Genomic DNA, 16,120 nt, shown 5'->3' on the forward strand with positions numbered 1-16,120 from the left:
CGATATCAGAGGCGGCCATTTGGGGGACGCTTCGCGCCCCAGCGGGGATAAATCCCCTCGCCACAATAAAGGGTACCTGGCTTGGTATCCGGGTGCCTGCCTGAAGGCCCTACGCCACGATCCGCAACATTTGCGGCTCGGATAAATCCGGATCCCAACTCTCGTAGCTGACCTCGTAACGAAGCTCGACCACTTTACCGCTGAACGCTTTCAGGTCGGCGCTGGTGAGCGTCAATGTCACATCCTTGCGTGGCGTCGCCTCCTCGAACTCGGTCAGCGGGGCGAACGTGCCTACCCGAGCGGAAGGGGTCGAGCCGACGCCCAGCGTCAGTTGCGCCGATGAGTTCGGTTCGAAATCCGCATTCGGAATCTTTACGGTCAACGTCTTGGTCTTCGACAAGCTGATGGTGACCTCCCCGGAGGTTGGATTGGCTGAAAAATCCTTGAGGGTGGGCTTTGCATACGTCGTCATGGTGTCACTCCCTGTGAGGCGGCCCTGATCGTCGCGTAGGGCGACTCACCTGAAAGATTGAGAAAGGGACTGCGACCGGTAGGGCACGGTCATTCATGGGTTATGCCTCCCTTCCGACAACGGTGGCTACTGGCAGAGTTGACAGTGGCGATGAGCGGTCCGGGGTGCTCGACCGGCAGGTTTTATCGGTTTTGCGTTCGCCTCAATGCCCCGATTGACAGGGCTTGCCGGCAAATCCCCGAGGCCGGGCACCCGACAAAAGACGAAATACAGTTGACGTTCATGTTTTAAGTTGTACGATGACCTACAACTTCTGGCCGAAGCTTAACTCTCTCATACCTACATTGCGTCCCAGGGTGTTCGAATAATGAATCCACAAGAACTGAAGTCCATCCTCTCGTCTGGCCTGCTGTCGTTCCCGGTCACCGATTTCACTGCCCAAGGCGATTTCAATCGCGACAGCTACATCAAGCGCCTCGAGTGGCTGGCCCCGTACGGCGCCTCTGCCTTGTTCGCAGCCGGCGGTACCGGTGAATTCTTCTCCCTGGCCGCCAGCGAGTATTCGCAAGTCATCAAGACCGCCGTCGACACCTGCGCCACCAGCGTGCCCATCCTGGCCGGTGTCGGCGGTGCCACCCGCCAGGCCATCGAATACGCCCGAGAGGCCGAGCGCCTGGGGGCCAAGGGCCTGTTGCTGCTGCCGCACTACCTGACCGAAGCCAGCCAGGACGGCGTTGCCGCCCACGTCGAAGCCGTGTGCAAATCGGTGAAGATCGGCGTGGTGGTGTACAACCGCAACGTCTGCCGCCTGAACGCCAACCAGCTGGAACAACTGGCCGAGCGTTGCCCGAACCTGATCGGCTACAAGGACGGCCTGGGCGATATCGAGCTGATGGTGTCGATCCGTCGTCGTCTCGGCGATCGCTTCAGCTACCTGGGCGGCTTGCCGACCGCCGAAGTCTACGCCGCGGCCTACAAGGCCCTGGGCGTGCCGGTCTACTCCTCGGCCGTGTTCAACTTCATCCCGAAGACCGCGATGGATTTCTACCACGCCATTGCCCGCGACGATCACGCCACCGTTGGCAAGATCATCGACGACTTCTTCCTGCCGTACCTGGACATCCGCAACCGCAAGGCCGGTTACGCGGTGAGCATCGTCAAGGCGGGCGCCAAGATCGTCGGCTATGACGCCGGCCCTGTGCGCACCCCGCTGACCGATTTGCTGCCAGAAGAATACGAAGCACTGGCCGCGCTGATCGACAAGCAAGGCAAGCAGTAACCGACCTGGCAAGGCCGCTGAGCAATCAGCGGCTTTTTGCGTAGGGCATTTTGTAAAGACTTCTTGTAGGAGTAGCTCAGTGGCAGATGCAAAGCGTTTCGATAACTACATCAACGGTGAGTGGGTGGCCGGTGCGGATTATTGCGCCAACATCAACCCGTCTGACGTGTCCGATGTCATCGGTGAATACGCCAAGGCTGACGCAGCACAAGTCAATGCCGCCATCGACGCCGCCCGTGCCGCCTTCCCGGCCTGGTCGACCTCGGGCATCCAGGCGCGGCACGATGCGCTGGACAAAGTCGGCAGCGAGATCCTCGCTCGCCGCGAAGAACTCGGCCAATTGCTGGCCCGGGAAGAGGGCAAGACCCTGCCCGAAGCCATCGGCGAAGTGACCCGCGCCGGCAACATTTTCAAATTCTTCGCCGGTGAATGCCTGCGCCTGTCGGGCGATTACCTGCCGTCGGTGCGCCCGGGCGTCAACGTCGAAGTGACCCGTGAAGCCCTGGGGGTGGTCGGCCTGATCACGCCGTGGAACTTCCCCATCGCCATCCCGGCCTGGAAAATCGCCCCGGCCCTGGCCTACGGCAACTGCGTGGTGATCAAGCCCGCCGAGCTGGTGCCGGGCTGCGCCTGGGCCCTGGCGGAAATCATTTCCCGCGCCGGTTTCCCGGCCGGTGCGTTCAACCTGGTGATGGGCAGCGGCCGCGTCGTCGGTGAAGTGCTGGTCAACAGCCCGAAAGTCGACGGCATCAGCTTCACCGGTTCCGTGGGCGTGGGCCGGCAGATCGCGGTCAATTGCGTGTCGCGCCAGGCCAAGGTGCAGTTGGAAATGGGCGGCAAGAACCCGCAGATCATCCTCGACGACGCCGACCTCAAGCAGGCGGTCGAGCTGGCGGTGCAGAGCGCGTTCTACTCCACCGGCCAACGTTGCACCGCGTCCAGCCGCCTGATCGTCACGGCCGGCATCCACGACAAGTTCGTCGACGCCATGGCCGAGCGCATGCAGTCGATCAAGGTCGGCCATGCGTTGAAGGCGGGCACTGACATCGGCCCGGTGGTTTCCGAAGCCCAGCTCAACCAGGACTTGAAGTACATCGACATCGGCCAGAGCGAAGGTGCGCGGCTGGTCAGCGGTGGCGGCCTGGTGACCTGCGACACCGAAGGCTATTTCCTGGCGCCGACCCTGTTCGCCGACAGCGAAGCGTCGATGCGCATCAGTCGCGAAGAGATCTTCGGCCCGGTGGCCAACGTCGTGCGCGTGGCGGACTACGAGGCGGCGCTGGCGATGGCCAACGACACCGAGTTCGGCCTGTCGGCCGGTATCGCCACCACCTCCTTGAAATACGCCAATCACTTCAAGCGCCATTCCCAGGCGGGCATGGTCATGGTCAACCTGCCGACCGCCGGCGTGGATTACCACGTGCCGTTCGGCGGGCGCAAAGGTTCGTCCTATGGTTCGCGTGAGCAAGGTCGCTACGCGCAAGAGTTCTACACCGTGGTGAAAACCTCCTACATCGGCTCGTAACCGCAACACCGGCCGGGTGGGTCATTCCCCCGGCCGCACAATCTGCTGACCCGCATAAAAATAAATAGTGGGAGTACTTCTACATGCAAGCGACCAAGCCGACACACGTCCGCTATTTGATCCTGCTCATGCTGTTTCTGGTGACAACGATCAACTACGCCGACCGTGCCACCATCGCCATCGCAGGTTCGAGCCTGCAAAAAGACCTCGGCATCGATGCCGTGACCCTCGGTTATATCTTCTCCGCATTCGGCTGGGCCTACGTGGCCGGGCAGATCCCCGGCGGCTGGCTGCTCGACCGGTTCGGTTCGAAAAAAATCTACGCCCTGAGCATTTTCACCTGGTCGTTGTTTACCGTGCTGCAAGGCTATGTCGGTGAATTCGGCATGTCCACGGCCGTGGTTGCGCTGTTCATGCTGCGCTTTCTGGTCGGGCTGGCCGAAGCGCCGTCCTTCCCGGGCAACGCCCGCATCGTCGCCGCGTGGTTCCCCACCGCGGAGCGCGGCACCGCCTCGGCGATCTTCAACTCGGCGCAGTACTTCGCCACGGTGCTGTTCGCGCCGCTGATGGGCTGGATCGTCTACCGCTTCGGCTGGCAGCACGTGTTCATCGTGATGGGCGTGATCGGCATCGTGTTCTCGCTGATCTGGCTGAAAGTGATCTACAGCCCGCGCCAGCACCCGATGATCAACGAAGCCGAGTTCAACCACATCGCCGCCAACGGCGCGATGGTCGACATGGACCAGGACAAGGGCAAGGAAAAGAAAGCCGACGGTCCGAAATGGGACTACATCCGCCAACTGCTGACCAACCGCATGATGCTCGGCGTGTACCTGGGCCAATACTGCATCAACGGCATCACCTACTTCTTCCTGACCTGGTTCCCGGTGTACCTGGTGCAGGAGCGTGGCATGACCATCCTCAAGGCCGGTTTCATCGCGTCCTTGCCGGCCATCTGCGGCTTCATCGGCGGCGTGCTCGGCGGGGTGATTTCCGACTACCTGCTGCGCAAGGGCCGCTCGCTGACCTTCGCCCGCAAGGCACCGATCATCGGCGGCCTGCTGGTGTCCAGCAGCATCGTGGCGTGCAACTACGTTGAAATCGAATGGATGGTGGTGGGCTTCATGGCCCTGGCGTTCTTTGGCAAAGGCGTGGGCGCACTGGGCTGGGCCGTGGTGTCCGACACCTCGCCGAAACAGATCGCCGGCTTGAGCGGTGGCCTGTTCAACACCTTCGGCAACCTGGCCTCGATCACGACGCCGATCGTCATCGGCTACATCATCAGTGCCACCGGTTCGTTCAAGTGGGCGCTGGTATTCGTCGGTTGCAATGCCCTGGTGGCGGTGTTCAGCTACCTGGTCATCGTCGGGCCGATCAAGCGTGTCGTGCTCAAGGAACCCACCGCCCAGGATGCCGGCGTCTCCAGTCTGTCCGAAGCTAAATCCTGAAGGAGCGGCACCGATGCAACTGATTGAACATGCCGATTCGCCGCGTTACATCCGCCTGCATGAGCGGGACAACGTCGTGATCGTCGTCAATGACCAGGGCGTACCGGCCGGGACCGAGTTCCCGGATGGCCTGGTCACCGTGGATTTCGTGCCGCAGAGCCACAAGGTCACCCTGCAGGACATTCCTGAAGGGGACGAGGTCATTCGCTATGGCCAGGTCATCGGCTATGCGCTGCAACCGATTCCCCGCGGCAGCTGGGTCAAGGAAGATCAACTGCGCATGCCCACCGCGCCGCCCCTGGACAGCTTGCCGTTGTCCACCGACGTGCCGGCGGCCGATGCGCCGCTGGAAGGCTACACCTTCGAGGGCTATCGCAACGCCGACGGCACCGTCGGCACGCGCAACATCCTGGGCATCACCACCACGGTGCAGTGCGTGACCGGGGTGCTGGACCATGCGGTCAAGCGCATCAAGGAGGAGTTGCTGCCCAAGTACCCGAACGTCGATGACGTGGTGGCGCTGACCCACAGCTACGGCTGCGGCGTGGCGATCACCGCCACCGATGCGTACATCCCGATCCGCACCGTGCGCAATCTGGCGCGCAACCCGAACCTGGGGGGCGAGGCGCTGGTGATCAGCCTGGGCTGCGAGAAACTGCAGGCCGGGCAGGTCATGCATGAAGGCGACAGTTCGGTGGACCTCAGCGAGCCGTGGTTGTATCGCTTGCAGGACTCCAGCCATGGCTTCACCGAAATGATCGAGCAGATCATGGAACTGGCCGAGGCCCGCCTGAAGAAACTCGACCAGCGCCGTCGGGAGACGGTGCCGGCGTCGGAGCTGATCCTGGGCATGCAATGCGGCGGCAGCGATGCGTTTTCCGGCATCACCGCCAACCCGGCCCTGGGCTATGCCTCGGACCTGCTGCTGCGGGCCGGGGCGACGGTGATGTTTTCCGAAGTCACCGAAGTGCGCGACGCGATCTACCTGCTGACGTCCCGGGCGCAAACCCGGGAAGTCGCCCAGGAACTGGTGCGGGAAATGGACTGGTACGACCGCTACCTGGCCAAGGGCGAGGCGGACCGCAGTGCCAATACCACGCCGGGCAACAAGAAGGGTGGGCTGTCGAACATCGTCGAGAAGTCCCTGGGCTCGATCGTCAAGTCCGGCAGCAGCGCGATCAACGGCGTGCTCGGCCCGGGCGAGCGGTTCAAGCACAAGGGCCTGATCTTCTGCGCCACGCCGGCCAGCGATTTTGTCTGCGGTACGCTGCAATTGGCGGCGGGGATGAACCTGCACGTGTTCACCACCGGCCGTGGCACCCCTTACGGCCTGGCCATGGCGCCGGTGGTGAAGGTTTCGACCCGTACCGAGCTGGCCCAGCGCTGGCCGGACCTGATCGACATCGACGCCGGCCGCATCGCCACCGGCCGTGCGTCGATCGAGGAACTGGGTTGGGAACTGTTCCACTACTACCTGGACGTGGCCAGCGGCAAGAAACAGACCTGGGCCGAGCGGCACAAGTTGTTCAACGACATCACCCTGTTCAACCCGGCGCCGATTACCTGAGTTCATAGCGCCAGATGTCCCTGGTGGGAGCGGGCTTGTCCGTGAAAGCGGTGGTCCAGCTGGCATGGACGTTGAATGTGCCGACGTCTTCGCGAGCAAGCTCGCTCCCACAGGGTTGTGGGGTGGACGCGGTTTCTGTGTCCGGCGCAGATCCACTGTGGGAGCGGGCTTGCCCGCGAAAGCGTTGGTCCAGCTTGCATGGATGTTGGATGTGCCGACGTCTTCGCGAGCAAGCTCGCTCCCACAGGGTTGTGGGGTGGATGCGGTTTCTGTGTCCGGCGCAGATCCAATTTGGGAGCGGGCTTGCCCGCGAAAGCGGTGGTCCAGCTGGCATGGACGTTGGATGTGCCGATGGCTTCGCGAGCAAGCTCGCTCCCACAGGGAATGTGGGGGGGAGGCGGTTTCTGTGTCCGGCGCAGATCCAATGTGGGAGCGGGCTTGCCCGCGAAAGCGGTGGTCCAGCTTGCATGGATGTTGGATGGGCCGAGGTCTTCGCGAGCAGGCTCGCTCTCACAGGGAATGTGGGGGGGATGCGCTCCTGTGACCGGCGCAGATCCAATGTGGGAGCGGGCTTGCCCGCGAAAGCGGTGGTTCAGCTGGCATGGACGTTGAATGTGCCGAGGTCTTCGCGAGCAGGCTCGCTACCACTGGGGTTTGGGGTGGATGCGGTTTCTGTGTCCGGCGCAGATCCACTGTGGGAGCGAGCCTGCTCGCGAAGAGGCTCTACCAGACGCCAATGCCGTGAGTGGCTTATCATTAGCCACCTAACGACACATCCTTTCAAGGTACTCCGGCATGCTGGCAATTTTCCTCGAAACCCTGAACGTCACCGCGCCGGTGTTTGCCATGCTGTTTCTGGGGGTGTTGCTCAAGCGCATCGACTGGATCAACGACAACTTCATCCACATCGCCTCGTCCCTGGTGTTCAACGTCACCATGCCGGCGCTGTTGTTCCTTGGCATCCTCCATGCCGACCTGCACGCGGCGTTGCAGCCTGACCTGCTGATCTACTTTTCCATCGCCACCCTGGTGAGTTTCGCCATGGCCTGGGGCTGGGCGATCTGGCGGTGTCCGCGCCAGGACCGCGGCATCTACACCCAGGGCGCGTTTCGCGGCAACAATGGGGTGATCGGCCTGGCGCTGGCGGCGAGCATGTACGGCGACTATGGGATTTCCCTGGGGGCGATCCTCGCGGCGCTGGTGATCCTGTTCTACAACACCCTGTCGACCATCGTGCTGGCGGTCTACAGCCCGGTGATCAAGTCGGACCCGTGGAGCATCTGCAAAAGCGTGTTCAGCAACCCGCTGATCATCAGCGTGATCGTCGCCGCGCCGTTCGCCTATTGGCAGATCGGCCTGCCGAACTGGCTGGAGACCTCGGGCAAATACCTGGCGCAGATGACCCTGCCCCTGGCGTTGATCTGCATCGGCGGCACGCTGTCGCTGGCGGCGTTGCGCAAGAGCGGCAAGATGGCCATGAGTTCGAGCCTGGTGAAGATGGTCGGCCTGCCGCTGCTGACCACCCTGGGCGCCTGGGCCTGGGGGTTTCGCGGGGCGGAGCTGGGGATCCTGTTCCTGTACTTCGGCAGCCCCACCGCGGCGGCCAGCTTCGTCATGGCCCGTGCCGCCGAAGGCAACCATGAGCTGGCGGCGGCGATCATCGTCATCACCACCTTGATGGCGGCGATCACCACCAACGTCGGGATCTTTGTGTTGCAGTGGGGTGGGTGGATCTAGTGTCCTGTCTCGGAAATAAGCTGTTCACTTTTGGCGGCGTCTTGTGTGCCCGGCCGGCGTTGCCACTCCTCGCCATAGCCCTGCTATGACTCGTCGCGGCGCCTTGGCCGAGCACCCAAGCCACTCGCCAAAAGAGAACGTATTTCCGAGACAGGACACTAGATTCAAAGGTTGTGGTGTTCTTTAGGCCCAATCGCGAGCAAGCTCGCTCCCACAGGTAGTCGCAGGTGTACAGGGGGTTTGTGTACACCGAAGATCCCCTGTGGGAGCGAGCTTGCTCGCGATAGCGATCTAACGGTCACTCGGATTTCTGATAACTGTCGATCACTTCCTGCGCCGCCCGAAACGCATCGATCGCCGCCGGCACGCCGGCATACACCGCGCAATGCAGCAGCGCCTCGCGAATCTCTTCCACCGTGCAGCCGTTGTTCAGCGCGCCGCGCACGTGGCCTTTCAATTCCTGCGGGCACTTGAGGGCCGTGAGGGCGGCGAGGGTGATCAGGCTGCGGGTCTTGAGCGGCAGGCCTTCGCGACGCCAGACGCTGCCCCAGGCGTGTTCGTTGACGAAATCCTGCAACGGCCGGGTGAAGTCGGTGGCGTTGCCCAGGGCGCGGTCGACGAATGCGTCGCCCATGACCTGGCGACGCATGTCGAGGCCGGTCTCTGGAGTGTCGGTCATGGCAAATCCCTCTTGTGGTGTTGGCGGCGCCAGGCGCGCACGGAAGTGAACAACAAGAACGCGAGCAAGGTGGGTAACACATAGAACAGCATCAGCCGCTCCAGTCGGCCGGCCAGGGGCATGCCGGTGGTGAACGACACCACGTGGAGCCCATAGGCCAGGTACAGGCCCAGGAGCAGCAAGCCCTCGGCGCGGGTGACCCGGTACCCGGAATAGAACACCGGCAGGCACAGCACCGCCACGCCGAGCATCACCGGCAGGTCGAAGTCCAGGGCGTTCGGCGAGACCGACAGCGGCGTCGGCGCGACCAGGGCGGTCACCCCCAGCACCCCCAGCAGGTTGAACAGGTTGCTGCCGATCACGTTGCCCACCGCGATGTCGCGCTGGCCGCGCAGGGCGGCGATCAGCGAGGTGGCGAGTTCCGGCAGCGAGGTGCCGACGGCGACGATGGTCAGGCCGATGATGCGTTCCGACAACCCCAGGTCCGTCGCCACCGCCACGGCCGCCCCCAGCAGCAGGTGCCCGGCGTAGACCAGCAGCGCCAGGCCGAGCACGATCATCGCCAGGCTCTTGGGCCAGGACACCTGCGCCGCGTCGACACCCGTGGCGTGGGGCCGCGTGGAGTGCCGTGACTGGCGCAACAGCAGGCCCAGGTACACCGCCAGGGCCGCCAGCAGCAGTATCCCGTCCAGGCGGGTGAGTTCTTCGTTCAAGGCCAGCACGAACACCAGCAGGCTGGCGCCGATCATCAGCGGGATGTCCAGGCGCACCAGTTGGCGCGACACCCGCAACGGGATGATCAGCGCCGACAGCCCGAGGGTGACGAGGATATTGAAGATGCTGCTGCCGATCACGCTGCCCACGGCGATGTCGGCGTTGTGCGCCAGGGTCGCTTGCAGGCTGACGGCCATCTGCGGCGCACTGCTGCCCAGGGCGACGACGGTCAGCCCGATGATCAGGGGGCGCACTTGCAAGCGTGCCGCCAGGCCGACGGCGGCGCGCACCAGCAGCTCGGCACCGGCAACCAGCAACAGCAGGCCGCCGGCCCATTCGATCAGGCTGAGCAGCGGTAAAGCGGCGAGTAGGGAAATGGCCGGGCTCCGTCTATCAATCGTCCAGGGCTTGCACGCGCACCCGTGCGGTGCCGGTGCGCAACATGCCCAGTTGCTCGGCCGCTTCGCGGGACACATCGATCAAGCGCCCACGAGTATACGGGCCGCGGTCGTTGATGCGGACCACGACGCTGTCATTGTTGCCCAGGTTGGTGATTTTCACCCGTGTGCCGAACGGCAACTGGCGATGGGCGGCGGTCAGGCCGTGCTGGTCGAAACGCTCGCCGCTGGCGGTGCGCTTGCCGTGGTGCCTGTTGCCGTAATAAGAGGCGACGCCGGTCTGGTCGTAGCCGTGTGGATCGACCGTCCCGCTCTGGCTGGCGCAACCGGCCAGCAGGGACAGCAGGGCGCAGGCGCCGAGGAGACGCTTCATGTTGGGGGTTCCAACCACAGATAGGGGAACTGGCCAATGAGAGAAAAGCCTGCGGGAGCAAAGCTTGCTCGCGACGAACGATAACGCCGTCCACTGATGGATCGAGGTGTCTTCATCGCGAGCAAGCTTTGCTCCCACAGGCCCGCTCCCACAGGGGGGTGAGCCAGACTTCAGGACTGGCTCCATTGTAATCAGCCCTCGAGCTTGCTTTTGAGCAGTTCGTTGACCTGTTGCGGGTTGGCCTTGCCCTTGGAGGCTTTCATGGCCTGGCCGACGAAGAAGCCGAACATCTTGCCGCGCTTGGCTTCGTCTGCCGCGCGGTATTGTTCGACCTGTTCGGCGTTGGCCGCGAGCATTTCATCGAGCACGGCGCTGATTGCCCCGGTGTCGGTGACCTGCTTCAGGCCGCGCTTGTCGATGATCTCGTCGGCGCTGCCCTCGCCATTGGCCATGGCTTCGAACACCATCTTGGCGATCTTGCCGGAAATGGTGTTGTCCTTGATCCGCAACAGCATGCCGCCCAGTTGCTCGGCCGACACTGGCGACTGGTCGATCTCCAGGCCCTGCTTGTTCAGCAGGCTGCCCAGCTCGACCATCACCCAGTTGGCCGCCAGCTTGGCGTCGCCGCCGATGCTCACGACCTTCTCGAAGTAATCGGCCTGTTCGCGGCTGGTGGCCAGGACGTTGGCGTCGTAGCTCGACAGCCCGAACTGCGCCTGGAAACGCTCGCGCTTCTGCGGCGGCAGTTCCGGCAGGGTGGCACGGACGTCATTGAGGAACGCGTCCTCGATGACCACCGGCAGCAGGTCCGGGTCGGGGAAGTAGCGGTAGTCGTTGGCTTCTTCCTTGCTGCGCATCGGACGGGTCTCGTCCTTGTTCGGGTCGTACAGGCGGGTCTGCTGGATGACCTTGCCGCCGTCCTCGATCAGTTCGATCTGGCGCTGGATCTCGCTGTTGATCGCCTTCTCGATGAAGCGGAACGAGTTGACGTTCTTGATCTCGCAGCGGGTGCCGAACTCGGCCTGGCCCTTGGGCCGGATCGACACGTTGCAGTCGCAGCGCAGCGAACCCTCGGCCATGTTGCCGTCGCAGATGCCCAGGTAGCGCACCAGCGCGTGGATCGCCTTGACGTAGGCCACCGCTTCCTTGGCGCTGCGCATGTCCGGCTCGGAGACGATTTCCAGCAGCGGCGTGCCGGCCCGGTTCAGGTCGATGCCGGTGGCGCCGTTGAATTCTTCGTGCAGGCTCTTGCCGGCGTCTTCCTCCAGGTGCGCCCGGGTGATGCCGACGCGCTTGACCGTGCCGTCTTCCAGGGCGATGTCCAGGTGGCCCTTGCCGACGATCGGCAGTTCCATCTGGCTGATCTGGTAGCCCTTGGGCAGGTCCGGGTAGAAGTAGTTCTTGCGGGCGAACACGTTGTGCTGGCCGATCTCGGCGTCAATCGCCAGGCCGAACATCACCGCCATGCGCACCGCTTCGGCGTTGAGCACCGGCAGCACGCCGGGCATGCCCAGGTCGACCAGGCTGGCCTGGGTATTGGGCTCGGAGCCGAACGTGGTGGCGCTACCGGAAAAAATTTTCGACCGGGTGGTGAGCTGGGTGTGAATCTCCAGCCCGATCACGACTTCCCATTGCATGTGTTTCTCCTCAGAAGTCTTATCAGGGAATTTTGAAACGTTGCGAGCGAAGGTAAGGCAAGGCGAAAACTGGAGAGAAAGCGGAGTTGACGTTAGTCAATGAGCATTTCGAGTCAGTTTTCAACGCAGCCTTACCGAGCGCAGCAGTTTCAAAACCCCTGGGGGGTGCGGGTGTGCCAGTCAGTGTTCAACTGATACTGGTGGGCAACGTTCAACAGGCGACCTTCCTGGAAATACGGCGCGAGCAACTGCACGCCCACCGGCAGGCCATCGACGAAGCCGGCCGGCATGGACAGGCCTGGCAGGCCGGCAAGGTTGGCGGTGATGGTGTAGACGTCTTCCAGGTAGGCGGCCACCGGGTCGCTGTCCTTGGCGCCGAGTTTCCAGGCCGGGTTTGGCGTGGTCGGGCCGAGGATGATGTCGACCTCGTTGAAGGCGGCCATGAAGTCGTTTTTCACCAGCCGGCGGATTTTCTGCGCCTTGAGGTAGTAGGCGTCGTAATAACCGGCGGACAAGGCGTAGGCACCGACCATGATCCGGCGCTGCACCTCGACCCCGAAGCCTTCGCCACGGGAGCGCTTGTACAGGTCCATCAGGTTTTCCGGGTTCTCGCAGCGATGGCCGAAGCGCACGCCGTCGAAACGCGACAGGTTCGAGGAGGCTTCCGCCGGCGCGATCACGTAGTAGGCCGGAATCGCGTGTTGCATGTTCGGCAGGCTGATTTCCTTGACCACTGCGCCGAGTTTTTCCAGTTCCTTGACGCTGTTCTGGATCAGGTCGGCGATGCGCGGGTCGAGGCCGGCGCTGAAGTATTCCTTCGGCACGCCGATGCGCAGGCCTTGCAGGGAACCGTTGAGGCTGGCGCTGTAGTCCGGCACCGGTTCATCGATGCTGGTGGAGTCGTTCGGGTCGAAGCCGGCCATGCCTTGCAGCAGGATCGCGCAGTCTTCGGCCGTGCGGGCCAGCGGGCCGCCCTGGTCGAGGCTCGACGCGTAGGCGATCATGCCCCAGCGCGACACCCGGCCGTAGGTCGGCTTCAGGCCCGTGAGGTTGGTGAACGCCGCGGGTTGGCGAATCGAGCCGCCGGTGTCGGTGGCGGTGGCGGCCGGCAGCAGGCGCGCGGCCACGGCGGCGGCGGAACCGCCGGACGAACCACCCGGTACGTGTTCCAGGTTCCACGGGTTCTTCGCCGCGCCGTAGTAGCTGGACTCGTTGGCCGAACCCATGGCGAATTCGTCCATGTTGGTCTTGCCCAGGGTCACGGCGCCGGCGGCGGCCAGCTTGGCGACCACGGTGGCGTCGTACGGGGCCTTGAAGTTGTCGAGCATCTTCGAGCCGCAGCTGGTGCGGATGCCCTGGGTGCAGAACAGGTCCTTGTGGGCGATCGGCGCGCCCAGCAATGCACCGTGTTCGCCCTTGGCGCGCCGGGCGTCGGCGGCCTTGGCCTGGCTCAGGGCCAGTTCTTCGGTGACGCTGATGAAACTGTTGAGCTGCGGGTCGAGCTGGGCAATGCGCGCCAGCAGGACCTGGGTCAGCTCTTCGGAGGAAAATTTCTTGTCGGCGAGTCCGCGGGCGATCTCGGCCAGGGTCATGTGATGCATGAGAGGCTCTTTCCCTTTAGTCGATGACTTTCGGAACCAGGTACAGGCCGTTTTCGACCGCTGGTGCGATGGACTGGTAGGCCTCGCGATGATCGGATTCGGTCACGACGTCGGCGCGCAGGCGCTGGCTGGCTTCCAGCGGGTGGGCCAGCGGTTCGATGCCATCGGTATTGACCGCCTGCATCTCGTCGACCAGGCCCAGGATGCTGTTCAGGGCAGAAGTGATGTGTGGAAGATCGGCTTCATTGAGGCCCAGGCAGGCCAGATGAGCGATTTTTTCCACGTCGGAGCGTTCAAGCGCCATGGGATTCTCCAGTGGAAAACAGAACGGGCGCGGTCGGCCCGTGTGTTAGATTGTCGGAACACTACCGCAGTTCTACGGTCTTACGGCCGCGATTGTAGGGTTTGGTGCACAGAAAAGCGGCCAATTTAACATATTGGCGCCTTGCCCAAAATCCCTGTCGTTGTTAGAGTTTGCCGCACTTTTTTACCCACGCGTTGCCTAGGGTCCCTTTCCCATGTTCAAGAAACTGCGTGGCATGTTTTCCAGCGATCTTTCCATTGACCTGGGCACTGCCAACACCCTTATTTACGTGCGCGAGCGCGGTATCGTCCTGAATGAACCCTCGGTCGTGGCCATCCGCACCCACGGCAACCAGAAAAGTGTCGTGGCTGTCGGTACGGAAGCCAAGCGCATGCTGGGCCGTACACCGGGCAACATCGCCGCCATTCGCCCGATGAAGGACGGCGTGATCGCCGACTTCAGCGTCTGCGAAAAGATGCTGCAGTACTTCATCAACAAAGTTCACGAAAACAGTTTCCTGCAGCCCAGCCCTCGCGTGCTGATCTGCGTTCCTTGCAAGTCCACCCAGGTGGAGCGTCGCGCCATCCGTGAATCGGCCCTTGGCGCCGGTGCCCGCGAAGTGTTCCTGATCGAAGAGCCGATGGCCGCTGCCATCGGTGCCGGCCTGCCGGTGGAAGAAGCCCGTGGCTCGATGGTCGTCGACATCGGTGGCGGTACCACTGAAATCGCGCTGATCTCCCTCAATGGCGTGGTCTACGCCGAGTCCGTACGCGTGGGCGGCGACCGTTTCGACGAAGCGATCATCACCTACGTGCGTCGCAACTACGGCAGCCTGATCGGCGAGTCCACCGCCGAGCGCATCAAGCAGGAAATCGGCACCGCCTACCCGGGCGGCGAAGTGCGTGAAGTCGACGTTCGCGGCCGCAACCTGGCCGAAGGCGTCCCACGTGCCTTCACCCTGAACTCCAACGAAGTCCTGGAGGCGCTGCAAGAGTCCCTGGCCACGATCGTCCAGGCGGTGAAAAGCGCCCTGGAACAGTCGCCGCCGGAACTGGCGTCGGACATCGCCGAGCGCGGCCTGGTGCTGACCGGTGGGGGTGCGCTGTTGCGTGACCTCGACAAGCTGCTGGCCCAGGAAACCGGCCTGCCGGTGATCGTTGCCGAAGACCCGCTGACCTGCGTGGCCCGCGGCGGCGGTCGTGCCCTGGAAATGATGGACAAGCACACCATGGACCTGCTCTCCAGCGAATAAGCCGGGTGGGGTGGTGCATGTTGTTCGCTCCCGGGCAGCACTTTGCAGTGCTGCCCGTTGGCGTTTATCTTCTGTCATTCGTATCCAGGCCGGTCTGATGCCGTATGAATAAAGAAAACATTTGCCTGGGAGGAGCGGCCTATTAAACCGCTTTTCGCCAAAGGCCCTTCATTGGGCGTGCGCCTGCTGGTGCTGGCCGTGCTGTCGGTCGCGCTGATGGTGGTCGATGCCCGCTTCACGCTGCTCAAGCCTGTGCGCAGCCAGATGTCGCTGGTGTTGATGGAATCCTATTGGATCACCGACCTGCCGCAGCGCTTGTGGCAGGGTGTGGCCAGCCAGTTTGGCAGCCGCACGGAGCTGGTGGCCGAAAACGAAAAACTCAAGACCGAGAACCTGTTGCTGCAGGGACGCATGCAGAAGCTGGCGGCCCTCACCGAGCAGAACGTGCGGCTGCGCGAGTTGCTCAACTCCTCTGCGCTGGTCAATGAAAAGGTCGAAGTGGCCGAGCTGATCGGCATGGACCCCAATCCCTTCACCCACCGTATCCTCATCAACAAAGGCGAGCGCGACGGTGTGTTCCTTGGCCAGCCGGTGCTCGACGCCCGGGGCCTGATGGGCCAGGTGGTGGAGTTGATGCCCTACACCGCCCGCGTGCTGTTGCTCACCGACACCACCCACAGCATTCCGGTGCAGGTCAACCGCAACGGCCTGCGCGCGATTGCCAGCGGCACCGGCAACCCGGAGCGCCTGGAACTGCGGCACGTGGCCGATACCGCCGACATCAAGGAGGGCGACCTGCTGGTCAGCTCCGGTCTCGGCCAGCGCTTCCCGGCCGGCTACCCGGTGGCGACCGTCAAGGAAGTCATCCATGATTCCGGCCAGCCGTTCGCCATCGTCCGCGCGGTGCCGACCGCTGCGCTGAACCGCAGCCGCTACCTGCTGCTGGTGTTCAGCGACAATCGCACCCCCGAAGAACGCGCCAACGATGCCGCGGTTGCCCAGGAAGCCCAGGACCGGCAGGGCGGCGAGTCGGCTGCGCCTGGCACCCAGGTGCCGGCTCCCGTGCCAGCCACCGTGCCCAAGCCAGCGCCCGCCCCGGCGACGCCGGCGGCACCCGCCACGACGCCAGTGGCC

14 protein-coding genes are annotated in these 16,120 nt (G+C 63.4%); 7 read left to right on the forward strand and 7 right to left on the reverse strand.

What is annotated here, in order from left to right; all coding sequences use genetic code 11:
* Nucleotides 1-109: 109 nt before the first annotated feature.
* A complete protein-coding gene (locus Q6A48_RS22235; protein WP_304556375.1) occupies nt 110-472 on the reverse strand; it encodes a hypothetical protein in 363 nt (120 codons plus the stop codon).
* Between the two features lie 367 nt (nt 473-839).
* On the opposite strand from Q6A48_RS22235, the gene kdgD reads away from it, so the two are divergent.
* The 5 genes from kdgD to Q6A48_RS22260 all read left to right on the forward strand — a co-directional run bounded on the left by kdgD (nt 840) and on the right by Q6A48_RS22260 (nt 8,028).
* On the forward strand, nt 840-1,751 hold the full coding sequence (gene kdgD, locus Q6A48_RS22240) for a 5-dehydro-4-deoxyglucarate dehydratase (protein ID WP_304556376.1): 912 nt from the start codon (nt 840-842) through the stop codon (nt 1,749-1,751).
* A gap of 79 nt (nt 1,752-1,830) precedes the next feature.
* Complete coding sequence (locus Q6A48_RS22245; protein WP_304556377.1) at nt 1,831-3,276, forward strand: aldehyde dehydrogenase family protein; 1,446 nt, start codon at nt 1,831-1,833, stop codon at nt 3,274-3,276.
* An 83-nt stretch (nt 3,277-3,359) separates the two neighbouring features.
* Nucleotides 3,360-4,724: an MFS transporter gene (locus Q6A48_RS22250; RefSeq protein ID WP_304556378.1), complete on the forward strand. Its 1,365-nt coding sequence runs from the start codon at nt 3,360-3,362 to the stop codon at nt 4,722-4,724.
* 13 nt (nt 4,725-4,737) lie between these two features.
* The gene (garD, locus tag Q6A48_RS22255; protein WP_304556379.1) at nt 4,738-6,291 is read left to right on the forward strand and encodes a galactarate dehydratase; all 1,554 of its coding nucleotides are present in this window, start codon (nt 4,738-4,740) and stop codon (nt 6,289-6,291) included.
* Nucleotides 6,292-7,086: 795 nt separating this feature from the next.
* Nucleotides 7,087-8,028, forward strand: coding sequence for an AEC family transporter (locus Q6A48_RS22260; protein WP_304556380.1), 942 nt, complete (start codon nt 7,087-7,089; stop codon nt 8,026-8,028).
* Between the two features lie 298 nt (nt 8,029-8,326).
* Here Q6A48_RS22260 and Q6A48_RS22265 read toward each other — a convergent pair whose 3' ends face one another.
* The 6 genes from Q6A48_RS22265 to gatC form a co-directional block, all read right to left on the reverse strand.
* Nucleotides 8,327-8,707 (reverse strand): carboxymuconolactone decarboxylase family protein, encoded by a 381-nt coding sequence (locus Q6A48_RS22265; protein ID WP_304556381.1) that lies wholly within the window; start codon nt 8,705-8,707, stop codon nt 8,327-8,329.
* Entirely contained in the window at nt 8,704-9,765 is a 1,062-nt protein-coding gene (locus tag Q6A48_RS22270) for a calcium/sodium antiporter (protein WP_304556559.1), read from the reverse strand. The genes Q6A48_RS22265 and Q6A48_RS22270 overlap by 4 nt, the downstream gene beginning before the upstream one ends.
* Before the next feature lie 49 nt (nt 9,766-9,814).
* On the reverse strand, nt 9,815-10,192 hold the full coding sequence (locus Q6A48_RS22275; RefSeq protein ID WP_304556382.1) for a septal ring lytic transglycosylase RlpA family protein: 378 nt from the start codon (nt 10,190-10,192) through the stop codon (nt 9,815-9,817).
* Nucleotides 10,193-10,383: 191 nt separating this feature from the next.
* Nucleotides 10,384-11,829 (reverse strand): Asp-tRNA(Asn)/Glu-tRNA(Gln) amidotransferase subunit GatB, encoded by a 1,446-nt coding sequence (gene gatB / locus Q6A48_RS22280; protein WP_304556383.1) that lies wholly within the window; start codon nt 11,827-11,829, stop codon nt 10,384-10,386.
* A 149-nt stretch (nt 11,830-11,978) separates the two neighbouring features.
* Nucleotides 11,979-13,430: an Asp-tRNA(Asn)/Glu-tRNA(Gln) amidotransferase subunit GatA gene (gene gatA, locus Q6A48_RS22285; RefSeq protein WP_304556384.1), complete on the reverse strand. Its 1,452-nt coding sequence runs from the start codon at nt 13,428-13,430 to the stop codon at nt 11,979-11,981.
* 16 nt (nt 13,431-13,446) lie between these two features.
* Complete coding sequence (gene gatC / locus Q6A48_RS22290) at nt 13,447-13,734, reverse strand: Asp-tRNA(Asn)/Glu-tRNA(Gln) amidotransferase subunit GatC (RefSeq protein WP_042730612.1); 288 nt, start codon at nt 13,732-13,734, stop codon at nt 13,447-13,449.
* 214 nt (nt 13,735-13,948) lie between these two features.
* Here gatC and mreB point away from each other — a divergent pair, with 214 nt between their 5' ends.
* Both mreB and mreC read left to right on the forward strand, forming a co-directional pair.
* Nucleotides 13,949-14,986, forward strand: coding sequence for a rod shape-determining protein MreB (mreB, locus tag Q6A48_RS22295; protein ID WP_002555108.1), 1,038 nt, complete (start codon nt 13,949-13,951; stop codon nt 14,984-14,986).
* Nucleotides 14,987-15,127: 141 nt separating this feature from the next.
* A partial coding sequence (gene mreC / locus Q6A48_RS22300) for a rod shape-determining protein MreC (protein WP_304556560.1) occupies nt 15,128-16,120 on the forward strand: 993 nt, incomplete at its 3' end.

Source organism: Pseudomonas citrullilanati (assembly GCF_030580855.1).
GTDB lineage: Bacteria > Pseudomonadota > Gammaproteobacteria > Pseudomonadales > Pseudomonadaceae > Aquipseudomonas > Aquipseudomonas citrulli.

What these genes read in the sequence shown, in the direction of transcription:
- Q6A48_RS22235 (WP_304556375.1), bottom strand. Translation starts at nt 472, where the DNA reads ATGACGACGTATGCAAAGCCCACCCTCAAGGATTTTTCAGCCAATCCA.
- kdgD (WP_304556376.1), top strand. Translation starts at nt 840, where the DNA reads ATGAATCCACAAGAACTGAAGTCCATCCTCTCGTCTGGCCTGCTGTCG.
- Q6A48_RS22250 (WP_304556378.1), top strand. Translation starts at nt 3,360, where the DNA reads ATGCAAGCGACCAAGCCGACACACGTCCGCTATTTGATCCTGCTCATG.
- garD (WP_304556379.1), top strand. Translation starts at nt 4,738, where the DNA reads ATGCAACTGATTGAACATGCCGATTCGCCGCGTTACATCCGCCTGCAT.
- Q6A48_RS22260 (WP_304556380.1), top strand. Translation starts at nt 7,087, where the DNA reads ATGCTGGCAATTTTCCTCGAAACCCTGAACGTCACCGCGCCGGTGTTT.
- Q6A48_RS22265 (WP_304556381.1), bottom strand. Translation starts at nt 8,707, where the DNA reads ATGACCGACACTCCAGAGACCGGCCTCGACATGCGTCGCCAGGTCATG.
- Q6A48_RS22275 (WP_304556382.1), bottom strand. Translation starts at nt 10,192, where the DNA reads ATGAAGCGTCTCCTCGGCGCCTGCGCCCTGCTGTCCCTGCTGGCCGGT.
- gatB (WP_304556383.1), bottom strand. Translation starts at nt 11,829, where the DNA reads ATGCAATGGGAAGTCGTGATCGGGCTGGAGATTCACACCCAGCTCACC.
- gatA (WP_304556384.1), bottom strand. Translation starts at nt 13,430, where the DNA reads ATGCATCACATGACCCTGGCCGAGATCGCCCGCGGACTCGCCGACAAG.
- gatC (WP_042730612.1), bottom strand. Translation starts at nt 13,734, where the DNA reads ATGGCGCTTGAACGCTCCGACGTGGAAAAAATCGCTCATCTGGCCTGC.
- mreB (WP_002555108.1), top strand. Translation starts at nt 13,949, where the DNA reads ATGTTCAAGAAACTGCGTGGCATGTTTTCCAGCGATCTTTCCATTGAC.